11 protein-coding genes and 1 pseudogene are annotated in these 11,917 nt (G+C 64.3%); 2 read left to right on the top strand and 10 right to left on the bottom strand.

The genetic code is table 11. The annotated features are described in order from the left end of the window. On the top strand, positions 1 to 880 hold an 880-nt coding region (locus MOV74_RS18055), incomplete at its 5' end, for a glycine betaine ABC transporter substrate-binding protein (protein ID WP_309486812.1). Positions 881 to 967: 87 nt separating this feature from the next. Here MOV74_RS18055 and MOV74_RS18050 read toward each other — a convergent pair. Together MOV74_RS18050 and MOV74_RS18045 are read right to left on the bottom strand one after the other, a co-directional pair. Then, positions 968 to 2,680, bottom strand: a complete 1,713-nt coding sequence (locus MOV74_RS18050; protein WP_246925125.1) for a sulfatase-like hydrolase/transferase — start codon at positions 2,678 to 2,680, stop codon at positions 968 to 970. Positions 2,681 to 2,867: 187 nt separating this feature from the next. Beyond that, complete coding sequence (locus tag MOV74_RS18045; RefSeq protein ID WP_246925123.1) at positions 2,868 to 3,521, bottom strand: TetR/AcrR family transcriptional regulator; 654 nt, start codon at positions 3,519 to 3,521, stop codon at positions 2,868 to 2,870. Positions 3,522 to 3,628: 107 nt separating this feature from the next. On the opposite strand from MOV74_RS18045, the gene MOV74_RS18040 reads away from it, so the two are divergent. Further along, on the top strand, positions 3,629 to 4,249 hold the full coding sequence (locus MOV74_RS18040; RefSeq protein WP_246925120.1) for a hypothetical protein: 621 nt from the start codon (positions 3,629 to 3,631) through the stop codon (positions 4,247 to 4,249). 10 nt (positions 4,250 to 4,259) lie between these two features. Here the strand turns inward: MOV74_RS18040 and MOV74_RS18035 are convergent, their stop codons facing one another. The 8 genes and pseudogenes from MOV74_RS18035 to MOV74_RS18000 all read right to left on the bottom strand — a co-directional run. Continuing rightward, entirely contained in the window at positions 4,260 to 5,108 is an 849-nt protein-coding gene (locus MOV74_RS18035) for an SDR family oxidoreductase (RefSeq protein WP_246925118.1), read from the bottom strand. Between the two features lie 148 nt (positions 5,109 to 5,256). Continuing rightward, positions 5,257 to 6,276 (bottom strand): ketol-acid reductoisomerase, encoded by a 1,020-nt coding sequence (ilvC, locus tag MOV74_RS18030; RefSeq protein ID WP_194403842.1) that lies wholly within the window; start codon positions 6,274 to 6,276, stop codon positions 5,257 to 5,259. Between the two features lie 133 nt (positions 6,277 to 6,409). After that, positions 6,410 to 7,012, bottom strand: coding sequence for a LysE family translocator (locus tag MOV74_RS18025; RefSeq protein ID WP_246925116.1), 603 nt, complete (start codon positions 7,010 to 7,012; stop codon positions 6,410 to 6,412). A 7-nt stretch (positions 7,013 to 7,019) separates the two neighbouring features. After that, entirely contained in the window at positions 7,020 to 7,907 is an 888-nt protein-coding gene (locus MOV74_RS18020) for an EamA family transporter (RefSeq protein ID WP_246925114.1), read from the bottom strand. A 168-nt stretch (positions 7,908 to 8,075) separates the two neighbouring features. Continuing rightward, positions 8,076 to 8,771 carry a class I SAM-dependent methyltransferase gene (locus MOV74_RS18015; protein ID WP_246925111.1) on the bottom strand — a complete coding sequence of 232 codons (696 nt, stop codon included), beginning with the start codon at positions 8,769 to 8,771 and terminating at the stop codon, positions 8,076 to 8,078. A 3-nt stretch (positions 8,772 to 8,774) separates the two neighbouring features. Then, positions 8,775 to 9,317 (bottom strand): acetolactate synthase small subunit, encoded by a 543-nt coding sequence (gene ilvN, locus MOV74_RS18010; RefSeq protein WP_246925109.1) that lies wholly within the window; start codon positions 9,315 to 9,317, stop codon positions 8,775 to 8,777. A 24-nt stretch (positions 9,318 to 9,341) separates the two neighbouring features. Next, positions 9,342 to 11,117, bottom strand: coding sequence for an acetolactate synthase 3 large subunit (locus tag MOV74_RS18005; RefSeq protein ID WP_246925105.1), 1,776 nt, complete (start codon positions 11,115 to 11,117; stop codon positions 9,342 to 9,344). Between the two features lie 329 nt (positions 11,118 to 11,446). Next, positions 11,447 to 11,917 (bottom strand): annotated as a pseudogene (locus MOV74_RS18000) (tRNA dimethylallyltransferase); the annotation flags it as partial.

Here is an 11,917-nt window from a genome sequence, read left to right as displayed (position 1 = left end):
CGCCCGCTCCGCGCTGGGCGCGGCCGGCATCGCAGCGCTGGTCGTCGCAACGCTGGTCCCCTCGATGGGACGCTCGTCGCAGGGCTATGTCGTCGGTGCCAAGACATTCGCCGAGCAATATGTGCTGTCGGCCCTGCTCAGAGACCGCCTTCAGGCCGTCGGCCTGTCCGCGACGGCGCGCTCGGGCCTCGGCTCCAGCGTGATCTTCCAGGCGCTGAAGGCCGGCGACATCGATCTCTATGTCGATTATTCCGGCACGCTTTGGGCCAACCAGCTGCATCGCACCGATATCAAGCCACGCACCGAGCTGGTCGCCGAGCTGAAGACGGCGCTCGCCAAGGACAACATCACTTTGCTCGGCGAGCTCGGCTTCGAGAATGCCTATGCGCTGGTGATGCCGAAAAAGCGCGCCGAGGCGCTTGGCGTCCGTACCATCGCCGATCTCGCGGCACATGCATCGAGCCTGTCGATCGCGGGCGACTATGAATTCTTCTCACGGCCGGAATGGGCCGCGCTGCAAAAGGCCTATGGCCTCTCCTTCCGCGCCCAGCGCCAGATGCAGCCCGATTTCATGTATGCGGCGGTCGCCAGCGGCGAGGTCGACGTGATCGCCGGCTACACCAGCGACGGCCTGATCGCGAAATACGATCTCGTCGCGCTCGAGGATCCGAGGGACGCGATCCCGCCCTATGATGCCATCCTGCTGCTCGCGCCGAAGCGCGCCGGTGACGAGCGGCTGCAAGCCGCACTCAAGCCCCTGCTCGGCAAGATCGATATCGCCACCATGCGCGAAGCTAATTTGCGCGCCAGCGGCAACGACGCGAACTCGTCGCCGGATGCGGTGGCGAAGTGGCTGTGGGAGAAGGTAGGCGGGCGGTAGGGTGAGATTTCGTAAGGTGGGCAATGGCGCGTGAGCGCCGTGCCCACCGTCTCTGGCTACGCGTGAGAGGTAGTAGGCACGCTGCCCCTACAGTCCCCTGATCATCCCCGCGTCGATCAGCAGCCGGTTCAGCCGCCGCGCTTCGGCGCCGTCCTTGCAGCTGTAGAACATGCCCTTGCAGCGGAGCATAATCTCTCTCTGCTCGGCAAAGGACGGGTCGAGCGGGATGCCGGCGGCCTCCTGGATGACCAGCGGCAGATAGGGGCCGTCGATCGTGTCCATCACGGCATCACTCTTCACCGGTTCGAAATTGACGGCGTCGATCGCATAGTAAGTCGCATAGAGGCGCGGATCGTAGGCGTCGAGCTTCTTGCCGATCGCGCCCTCGTCGAGGCCGGGCTCGAGGATAGCAGGCGCGAACTCCGGCTGATGATCGCCGTAACGCACGATCAGGAAGGGCTCGCCGGGGAACGTCTTCTTCAGCCCCGCGACGAACGCCTTGTACTGCTCCGCGCTCATCGCCTGCCGGCGCAGATATTCGTCGATGGACGGCACGTTGCCCGGCGCGCGCCAGTTCGGCAGCAGGTCGGGGCGGAAGCGCGTCTCCCAGGGGAAATGATTGGCGCCGAGATAGATGAAGGTGAACAGCGGCTTGTTCGGCGGCTGCTGGCCGATCAGCTGGAGCGCCTTGTCATAGAAGAAGCTGTCGGGCTCGACATCCTTGGCACCGAGGTCCTTCGAATCGAGGAAGCGTTCGATGCCGGTCGTCATCTGGAAGCTGCGGGCGGCCATGAAGCCGCCATGGGCGGGATAGAGCGACATCGTGTCGTAGCCGCAGCGGCGCAGCGCCAACGGCAGGCCGCGTTCGACGCGGCTCGAGGCGATGCGCGTCACGAAATAAGCGAAGCGGCCGAACGAGCGCGAGGAAAGCCCCGCGAGCACGTTGTATTCGGTGAACCAGCTCGGTCCGCCGTTGCTCTCGGCCAGGAACGTGCGCTGCCTGCCGTCCCAGGACTTGAAGTGATCGCCATAGCGCGGCGGCACCTTGATGCCCCGTGCGGCGCGGATGTCGAAGCTGGATTCATCATGGATCATGATGATGTTCGGCCGGCGGCCGGCAGGATGGCAGGAATCGAGCAGCGGCATGTTGAGCCGCTCATTGGTCGAAGCGGCCGATTCCATGAAGCCGTATTGCACGAAGTCGGAGACCGAGCTGACGCCGGAGCGGAAGAATTTGGACAGATAGCCGTCGTCGTAATAGCCGCGCCAGGCCTCGTCCGGATGATAGAGCGAATAGCCGACCAGCGCGGCAAGGCAGGCGAGCTTGCAGGCGAACGCCGGCAGGCGGCGGATACGGAACGGATCGAGCCACCACAGCGCATACATCAGCGGCAGCGTGACCAAGCCGGCCAGGACCACCGACCAGCGCAAATTCGGGAAGATCGTGAACAGGAATGCGACGGTGTCGCGGTCGATCATCATCAGATCGATGAAGTTGACCGTCATCTGCACCACGTCGTGCTTGAGCCGCGACAGCAGCACCAGAACGACGACCATGGTCAGCGACAGCGCGCCTGATAGTGCCGGCCGGCGCAGCAGCGTGATCCAGAAGAAGTTGAGGATGCCCCAGGCGAGCGCAAAGGAGAGGCGCGAGCCGAAATCGGTCTCGGTCTGGTACATCAGCGCGAGTGCGGCCAGATGCGGCGCGGCAACGGCGAGCAGCCGCCAGATGCCGAGCGCGGCGACGCTGGCGAGGGCGGCGGTGGCGGCAGAAGGACCTGGATTAGGCGCGGACGCCATCGACGACACGCAACAGCTGGTCCGGCGCAATGATACCTAGCCGTCTGGCCGGCCTAGCGACGGCGAGGGCATCCGGCGCAGCCGGAAGCCTGCACCGTGTCATAAAACTGTAACGGAACAGTCAAGCACAGGCAACGCGTGCTGTGATCCGAGTTTCGCTTATTGTTAGTGAGCGGCAGCAGCGACGCTAGGGTTTGGCAATCCCCGCGATGAAGAGGTCGAGCGCCCCCTCCGCCATCCGCTCGATCTCGCCCTCCTCCACCCCCCAACGTGGAAAGTGGCCATCGAGGTTCATCCGGGCGAAACCGTAGACCAGGGCGCGGCCGGCGATCTGGATGCGCTTGAGGTCGGCCGACCGCAGCAGGCCCTGGTCTGCCGCTTCAGCCAGCATCTGCTCCGTCAGACCGATCAGTTCGGCATTGTCGCGGGTCAGCTCAGTGGAGCTGCCATGGGCGAAATAGCGTCCAGTAGAGATGATCTCGAAATGCGAAGGGTTTCGCATCGCCCAGCGCAGGTAAGCAAGGCCGAAGGCGCGGAAGCGGCCGAGCGGGTTGGTGGCCGGTGCCTGGTCCAGCGCCACCTCGATCTCCACGCGAAAGCGCCGCTGCGCCTCCTCGGCCACCGCGGCCATCAGCGCGTCGCGGTTGGGAAAGTGCCGGAACGGTGCCCCCGGCGAAACCGCGGCCCGGCGTGCGGCCTCACGCACCGAGATTTCGGCACCCTCGGCTGCGAGTTGCAGCGCAGCATCGATCAACACGCGGCGGAGGTCGCCGTGATGATAGGGCCGGGCTTCAGGGGTGTTGCGGCGGGCGCGCGGCTTGGCCGGTTGTCGGGCGGGCATGGAGGCTTTCTAGCATCACCCGAACGTGAATGTAAGCAGCGATTACACCATTGATCTCATCGCCATCTCGAAATGTAATCAATGATTACATCGGGGAGGAGATTGCCATGTCACAACGTCAAGGCTGGTTCGAAAGCTGGCGGCTGCTTGCCGTCCTCTCATTGAGCCTGATCATGCTCAGCCTGTGGATTGCCTCGATGCGGCAGTTCGAGATCGAGGGCGTGCGGATGGTGATCCGTTTCACTGCACGAAGCTCGCTGCTGCTGTTCTGCCTTGCCTTCAGCGCCGCGGCGCTGGCGCGGCTGTGGCCCAATGCGTGGACGCGCTGGCAGCGCCGCAACCGCCGCTATCTCGGCTTGAGCTTTGCCGCTTCCCACGCCATCCACGCGGTCGCGATCGTCGCCTTCGCCAGGATGGATCCAGCCGGCTTCGCGGAGGCCACTTCGCCCGTCTCCTACACCTTCGGTGGCATCGGCTATGCCTTCATCATCGCGATGAGCGCGACCTCGTTCGATCGCTCGGCCGCGCTGATCGGACCCCGCGTCTGGCGCGCGCTGCACCTTGCGGGCGGCCATTACCTCTGGTTCCAGTTCATGGTCTCGTTCGGCAAACGCGTGCCGGCGATGCCGCTCTACACCGCGTTCCTCATTCCGCTCCTCATCGTGATGGCGTTGCGCATGATCGCGATGGCCCGCCACCCGCGTGGGCAGACCGCTGCGGCGGGCTGAAGAGCCTGCCTTACTGTGGCAACAGCCCGAGCCGCTTGGCGATGATCCGGTCGATCGTCCGTTTCGGCAACACGGCCCCAATCAGATGGCGAACCGGGTCAGGCGTGATCTGGTAGCGCACCTTGGGGCTTGTCGCAGTCAGTGCCTCGAACACGATTTCGGCGATCCGCTCCGCCGGAAGGCCCTTCGCGCCGAGGTCCATCATGAAGGCCATGACCTTGTTCAGCGCCGGTAGATAGGGCGAGTTCTGGTAGACGGACAGATCGATCTGTTCGGCCTTGCTCCAGATCGGCGTCTTCACCGCGCCGGGGGCGACGATGATGACGTCGATGCCGAACAGCATCAATTCGCGGCGCAGGCTTTCCGACAGTCCCTCGACGGCGTGCTTGGAGGTGCAGTAGGGCGCCGATAGCGGATTGCCGTTCTTGCCCGCGACCGAGCTGATCATCACGATCCGCCCCTTCGGCCCCTTCAACGACGGGTCGGCCCCGAGCAAGGGCCCGAACGCCTGGGTCGCGATCACAGGGCCGATGACGTTGATGTCCATCTGGCGGCGGAAATCGTCGGCCGACAATTCGAGCACGGGACCGGCGACCGCGATCCCGGCATTGTTGACGAGGCCGGCCAGCGTCTCGCCGCCCAGTACCTCGCGAACCTGGCGAGCCGCGGCGAGCACGGCGGCCTCGTCGGTGACGTCGAACAGCAGCGGCGTGAAGTTCGCGCCGAACTCAGCCTTGAGCCGCTCCGCATCCGCCTGCTTGCGAACGCTGCCGAAGACGCGGAAGCCGCGCCCCAGCAAAATTTTTGCAGTGGCCCAGCCGATGCCGGTGGACGCGCCGGTGACGACGACAGATCGCATGGTGCCCTCCCCTCAAGGTTTTCGCGATCATGTCGGAAAACGGCGGTGGTGCGAAGGGGGGAGCGCAGAGCCGGGACTGAGGAGCGCAATGGCCGCCGGATCAGCAGCGCACCACTTGGCGTGATGCGCTGCGTCCGGAAACGGCGACTTAGTTCTTGCTCTTGTCGACCAGCGCGCCCTTCTTGATCCAGGGCATCATGTCGCGCAGCTTGGCGCCGACTTCCTCGATCGGGTGCTGGGCGAGCTTGGCGCGGGTCGCCTTGAACGAGGTCTGGTTGACCTTGTTCTCGAGCATCCAGTCGCGGGCGAACTTGCCGCCCTGGATGTCGGCGAGAACGCGCTTCATCTCGGCCTTGGTCTCGGCGGTGACGATGCGCGGACCGGTGACGTACTCGCCGTACTCCGCGGTGTTGGAGATCGAGTAGTTCATGTTGGCGATGCCGCCTTCATAGATCAGGTCGACGATCAGCTTCACTTCGTGCAGGCACTCGAAATAGGCCATCTCCGGCGCGTAGCCGGCTTCGACCAGCGTCTCGTAGCCGCCCTTGATCAGCTCGACCAGGCCGCCGCAGAGCACGACCTGCTCGCCGAACAGGTCGGTCTCGCACTCTTCCTTGAAGGTGGTCTCGATGATGCCGGCGCGGCCGCCGCCGACAGCGGAGGCGTAGGACAGGCCGAGGTCATGGGCGTTGCCCGAGACGTCCTTGGCGATCGCGATCAGGCAGGGCACGCCGCCGCCGCGCTGATATTCCGAACGCACGGTGTGGCCTGGGCCCTTCGGCGCGATCATCAGCACGTCGAGGTCGGCGCGCGGATCGAGCAGGTTGAAGTGGACGTTGAGGCCGTGCGCGAACACGAGGGCTGCGCCCTTCTTCATGTTGTCGTGCAGGTGGTCGCGGTAGATGTCGCCCTGGAGCTCGTCCGGGGTCAGCATCATGACGAGGTCGGCCCATTTGGCGGCTTCGGCGACTTCCATCACCTTGAAGCCGGCGGCTTCCGCCTTCTTGACCGAGCCCGAGTCCTTGCGCAGCGCAATGGCGACTTCCTTGACGCCGGAATCCTTCAGGTTGAGCGCATGGGCGTGGCCCTGGCTGCCATAGCCGACGATGGCGACCTTCTTGCCCTTGATCAGGTTTAGGTCGGCGTCGCGATCGTAATAAACACGCATGGTCGTTTCCTCGTTCAGGGCCGAAAATCGGCCATTGGTCAGTGTCCGAAGGGTGAAATTTGCGGATTTCGGGGGCTGTCTAGAGCATTTTCAGCCCTTAGGGAAACCCGTTTCTGCATGGAAATCCGCGACATCATGCATCCATGAAAACGGGGTAGAGGGAGGCCAGCAGCAGGATCGCCATCAGGATATTGAAGGCGCGGACCAGCCGCTCCGAGGTCAGGACCGGCCGCAAGGCGGAGCCGAACAGGGCCCAGACCACGGTCGAGACCGTGCCGACGATCAGGCTGATCAGGGTCTGGATCGCGATGTTGAGCGGAAATTGGGCGATCGCCGCATAGGCGGTGATGGTGCCGATCACGATCACCCAGCCCTTGGCGTTGATCCATTGGAACATTGCCGCGCCCCAGAAGGTCATCGGGCCGCGGCCGTCCCCCTCCCCCGACTTGGTCGGGCCGGACCTGGCGATCGCGGCGGCAAGATAGATCAGATAGGCGGCACCGGCATATTTCAGGATGGTCTGGAGGATCGGATAGGCCAGGAACACCGAGCCGAGCCCGAGACCGACGGCGGCCACCATGAAGGCGAAGCCGAGGACGATGCCGACGATGTGAGGAATGGTGCGCCGGAAGCCGTAGGTCAGGCCAGAGGACAGCAGCATGATGTTGTTCGGTCCAGGCGTGAAGTACATCACGACCATGAAGATGAGGAAGGCGTAGAACAGCGACTGGGACATGTTCACCTCACGCCGTCTTCGGCAGCGGTTTGGCTAACGCCTTGGGCCGGTTCGCCAGAACCATCACCGCGATACCAACGATCACGGTCAGCATGCCGGCGAGCCGCAAGGGTCCGAACCGCTCGCCGAACACGATGCTGGAGGCAGCCGAGCCGACGAACGGCACCAGCAGCGCGAACGGCACCACTTGCGCGGCGGGATAGTCGCGCAGCAGCCGGCCCCACAGCCAATAGGCGATGCTGGTGGAGATGGCGCCGATCACCAGCAGACAGATGAGGCCGGTGAGCGACATGTGAATCAGCGATTGGAAGGTCGGCGCCGGCCCATCGACGATCAGCGCGAGCACGAATAGCGGCACCGCGGCGGTGAGGCAGAGCCAGGCAAACAAGTCGAACATCGGCGCACCGCGGGCCCCGCGCAGCAGGAGATTGCCGATCGCAAAGCAGATCGGAGCGATCATCAGCACCGCGAACGCACCGACGCTGAAGTCATAACCGACGGTGCCGCAGATCATGAGAAGTCCCGCCGCCGCGATGACGATGCCGAGCGTTTGCACCGACGTCGGCCGCTCGCCGAATGCGATCGCGGCAAGGCCTATGGTGAACAGCGCCTGGCTCTGCACCACGACGCTGGTCAGCCCCACAGGCACGCCATGGGCGATGCCGTAGGCCTGCGACAGGAACTGGCCGAGGAACAGCGTGAAACTGATCGCGACCAGAAGCGACCAGGCGACCTTCGGCTTGGGAATGAAAAGACACGGCACCGCGGCGATGGCAAAGCGCATCGCCGTCATCAACTCCGGCGAGAATTCGTCGAGCGCGATCCGACTCGCCACGAAGGCAAGCCCCCAGATGATCGCCACCAGGATAGCGATGAGGATATCAGCCGGCTTCATTCCACCCCCTAACCTCTCCCGCTTGCGGGAGAGGTCGCGCCGAAGGCGCGGGTGAGGGCTTTCTCCTCTGGGGGGCTCTCGCTTGTGGAGACACCCTCTCCCCAACCCTCCCCCGCAAGCGGGGGAGGGAGCGCAGCGACGTTGTCGTTGCAGCTTGCGTTCACAGTTCTAGCCTTGCTCGCCGGCTTTCGGTTTCCGCAGCAGATAAGTCCCGTGCATCGGTGCGTGGTAGTCGACCGAGACCAGGGTGAAGCCGACGTCGGTCAGCATCCGCTCCATCACCCAGCCGAAGGTGGAATATTCGTCGCGCATATGCGTGACGACGCTGTCGCGCGAAAAATCGTGGTTCTTGATCTGGAAGTCGGCCCATTGCTCGACGTCGCGCTCGACGGCATCGGGCATCGAGGCGTAAACGATGTCGCGCAGGTAGAAGCTCGCACCGGGCTTCAGCGCACGATAGATTCGCGACATCGCCACCGCCTTCCAGAAATCCGGCAGATGATGCAGCGTGAATTCGCTGACGATCAAATCGTAGGATTCCGGGCGATAGGCAAAGCTGAGCAGGCCGGCCGATTGCGTGCGCACCGGTGCCTTGCGGTCACGCGCATAGATCTCGGCGAGCGCCAGCATCGCCGGCGAGATGTCGATGGCGTCGACCTCGGCACCCATCAGGGCGGCTTCGGTGGCGAGCACGCCGTTGCCGCAGCCGATGTCGGCGATGCGCCAGCCGCGCTGCACCCCGAGCGTTTTCAGCGCGGCGCGCGCCCGCAGGTCGGCGTCGTCATGGTTGTCGTAGATCGACGCCACCGCGGGCCCGATCCCCATCCGGTTCCGCTCGTTATAGTACCAGTCGCGCGCCAGCATGGTTTACATCCCTTCAGGCCCGCGACCGATCGCGGCAACGCCGGTGCGCGACACCTCGACAAGGCCGAGCGGGCGCATCAGGTCGATATATTGATTGATCTTGTCGGTATTGCCTGTGATCTCGAACACAAAGCTCTCGGTGGTGGCGTCGATCACCCGGGCGCGGAACGCATCCGCCAGCCTGAGCGCCTCGACCCGATGCTCGCCCTGCCCGCGCACCTTCACCATCGCGAGCTCCCGCTCGATCGAGCGCCTGGTCAGGGTCATGTCGACGACCCGGTAGACCGGGATCATGCGATCGAGCTGGTGCTTGATCTGCTCGATCACCATCGGCGTGCCCGTGGTGACGATGGTGATGCGCGACAGATGTTTCTGGCTCTCGGTCTCAGAGACCGTGAGGCTTTCGATGTTGTAGCCGCGGCCGGAGAACAGGCCGATGACGCGCGCGAGCACGCCCGGCTCGTTCTGCACGAGCACCGAGAGCGTATGCGTCTCGTTCGGATCGTGGCGCTCCTCGATGAAATAGGCGGATGCGGGCTGGTTCATTGTCGTCCCCTCAAATCTCTCTCGTCACACCAGCGCCTTGCCGCCGGCGAACGCCTTGGCGGTGGCCTCGTCGTTGGCCTGCTCCGGCAACAGCATCTCGTTGTGCGCCTTGCCGGACGGAATCATCGGGAAGCAGTTTTCGAGCGCCGCGACGCGGCAGTCGAACAGCACGGGCCGCTTGACCGAGATCATCTCCTGGATGGCGCCGTCGAGATCGCCGGGCTTGTGCACCTGGATGCCGACGCCGCCATAGGCTTCCGCGAGCTTGACGAAATCCGGCAGCGCCTCCGAGTAGGAATGCGACAGGCGGTTCCCGTGCAGCAGCTGCTGCCACTGCCGCACCATGCCCATGTATTGGTTGTTCAGGATGAAGATCTTGATCGGCAGCTCGTACTGCACCGCCGTCGACATCTCCTGCATCGTCATTTGCACCGAGGCATCACCCGCGATGTCGATGACGAGGCTGTCGGGATGGGCCACCTGCACGCCCACCGCGGCCGGCAGGCCGTAGCCCATGGTGCCGAGACCGCCTGACGTCATCCAGCGATGCGGCTCCTCGAAGCCGAAGAACTGCGCCGCCCACATCTGGTGCTGGCCGACCTCGGTGGTGATGTAGGTATCCTTGCCGCGCGTCGCCTCGAACAGGCTCTGGATCGCGTGCTGCGGCAGGATGACATCGTTGCTCTTCCGGTAATAGAGCGAGTTGCGGGCACGCCACTGCGCGATCTGCTGCCACCACGCCTTGATGTCGGGCTTCTTCGCCTCCGCCTTGAACACCTGGAGGATGTCGCCGAGGATGTTGCCGCAATCGCCGATGATCGGAACGTCGACCCGGATGTTCTTGTTGATCGAGGACGGGTCGATGTCGATATGGATCTTCTTCGAGCCGGGCGAGAACGCATCGACGCGGCCGGTGATGCGGTCGTCGAAGCGCGCGCCGACGCACAGCATGACGTCGCAATCATGCATCGTCATGTTGGCTTCGTAAGTGCCGTGCATGCCCAGCATGCCGAGCCAGTTCTTGCCCGACGCAGGGTACGCGCCGAGGCCCATCAGCGTGGACGTGATTGGGAAACCGGTGACCTCGACCAGCTCGCGCAAGAGCCTGGTCGCCTCGGGGCCGGAATTGATGACGCCGCCACCGCTATAGATCACCGGGCGCTTCGCATTGGCGAGCAGCGCGATGGCTTTGCGGATCTGCGTCGCATCACCCTTCACGCGCGGCGCATAGGAGCGGTGCACGTCGGATTTGCGCGGCGGATGATAGGTACCGGTCGCGAACTGCACGTCCTTGGGAACGTCGACGAGCACCGGGCCCGGTCGGCCTGAGGTCGCGACATAGAAAGCTTCGTGCAGAACCTTTGCGAGATCGTTGACGTCGCGCACCAGCCAGTTGTGCTTGGTGCAGGGGCGCGTGATGCCGACGGTGTCGCATTCCTGGAACGCGTCGTTGCCGATCAGATGCGTCGGCACCTGGCCCGAGATGCAGACCAGCGGGATCGAGTCCATCAGCGCATCCGTCAGCGGCGTCACCATGTTGGTGGCACCGGGTCCGGAGGTCACCAGCGCGACGCCCGGTTTGCCGGTCGAGCGGGCATAACCCTCGGCGGCGTGGCCCGCGCCCTGCTCGTGGCGAACCAGGATGTGCTGGACCTCGCTCTGCTGGAAGATCTCGTCATAGATCGGAAGCACGGCGCCGCCGGGATAGCCGAAAATGTCGGTCACGCCGTGATCGATGAGCGCGCGAACGATCATCGCGGCGCCGGTCATCTGGTTCGGATCGTGGCTCTTGTCGCTCATTGGCTTGCTCCGGATGCGCTGTTGTCAGCGGCTTTGGTCGTGTCGGGTTCGGGAAATAAAAAAGGCCCCGAAGAGGGCCCATGCACACCGCCTGTCATGTGGATGGCAGCTAGCCATCCCCGGCGGTGTGCCTGGGTACGACGGCGATAAGGAGTTTGGTAATAATGTTACGCATTGCAGGCGCTCGGCTTCCCAAAGGTTGCGCGAAACATAGCGGCCAAAGCTTGGATGTCAAGGCAATGCGGCCAATCCCACGCGATTTTGGCAATGTAGCGGTGTTCCCTGAGTTCGGCGAGAGGTAAATTGTGGAACCCGGGTAGAAAAGGGCGTCAGCCTGGATCGCTGACGACGCTCCGCATGGCGGCGAGCCAAGCCCTCGCCTCCTCCGGCTTTACCCATTCGAACTCCGGCAATTGATGCCGGAACCAGGTGAATTGCCGCTTGGCATAGTGCCGGGTGTCGGCACGCCCGATCATGGCGGCCTGCTCCAGGCTGAGCTCACCGCGCAGGTGCCGGATCAGGGCCGGCACGCCGTGGGCTTTCATCGCCGGCAGCAGCGGATCGAGGTGTCTGGCGGCGAGCCGCTCGACCTCGCTCAACGCGCCGGCTCCCAACATGGCATCGAAACGGGCGTCGATCCGTGCATAGAGCTCGTCGCGGTCGGGAGCGAGAAATACCGCGCGAAAACTGTCCTTCGGCAGCAGCGGCGGCTGGCCCTCCCGATGCCAGTCGAGCAGGGAACGGCCGGTCGCCTCGACCACTTCGAGAGCGCGCGCGATCCGGGTCCGGTCACGCAGGTT

This window comes from Bradyrhizobium sp. SHOUNA76 (genome assembly GCF_023006445.1).
GTDB lineage: Bacteria > Pseudomonadota > Alphaproteobacteria > Rhizobiales > Xanthobacteraceae > Bradyrhizobium.
This window is presented reverse-complemented; position numbering and strand designations above follow the sequence as displayed.

Excerpts from the sequence above, each read along its gene's own strand:
- MOV74_RS18050 (WP_246925125.1), bottom strand. The coding sequence starts at position 2,680 with ATGGCGTCCGCGCCTAATCCAGGTCCTTCTGCCGCCACCGCCGCCCTC.
- MOV74_RS18045 (WP_246925123.1), bottom strand. The coding sequence starts at position 3,521 with ATGCCCGCCCGACAACCGGCCAAGCCGCGCGCCCGCCGCAACACCCCT.
- MOV74_RS18040 (WP_246925120.1), top strand. The coding sequence starts at position 3,629 with ATGTCACAACGTCAAGGCTGGTTCGAAAGCTGGCGGCTGCTTGCCGTC.
- MOV74_RS18035 (WP_246925118.1), bottom strand. The coding sequence starts at position 5,108 with ATGCGATCTGTCGTCGTCACCGGCGCGTCCACCGGCATCGGCTGGGCC.
- ilvC (WP_194403842.1), bottom strand. The coding sequence starts at position 6,276 with ATGCGTGTTTATTACGATCGCGACGCCGACCTAAACCTGATCAAGGGC.
- MOV74_RS18025 (WP_246925116.1), bottom strand. The coding sequence starts at position 7,012 with ATGTCCCAGTCGCTGTTCTACGCCTTCCTCATCTTCATGGTCGTGATG.
- MOV74_RS18020 (WP_246925114.1), bottom strand. The coding sequence starts at position 7,907 with ATGAAGCCGGCTGATATCCTCATCGCTATCCTGGTGGCGATCATCTGG.
- MOV74_RS18015 (WP_246925111.1), bottom strand. The coding sequence starts at position 8,771 with ATGCTGGCGCGCGACTGGTACTATAACGAGCGGAACCGGATGGGGATC.
- ilvN (WP_246925109.1), bottom strand. The coding sequence starts at position 9,317 with ATGAACCAGCCCGCATCCGCCTATTTCATCGAGGAGCGCCACGATCCG.
- MOV74_RS18005 (WP_246925105.1), bottom strand. The coding sequence starts at position 11,117 with ATGAGCGACAAGAGCCACGATCCGAACCAGATGACCGGCGCCGCGATG.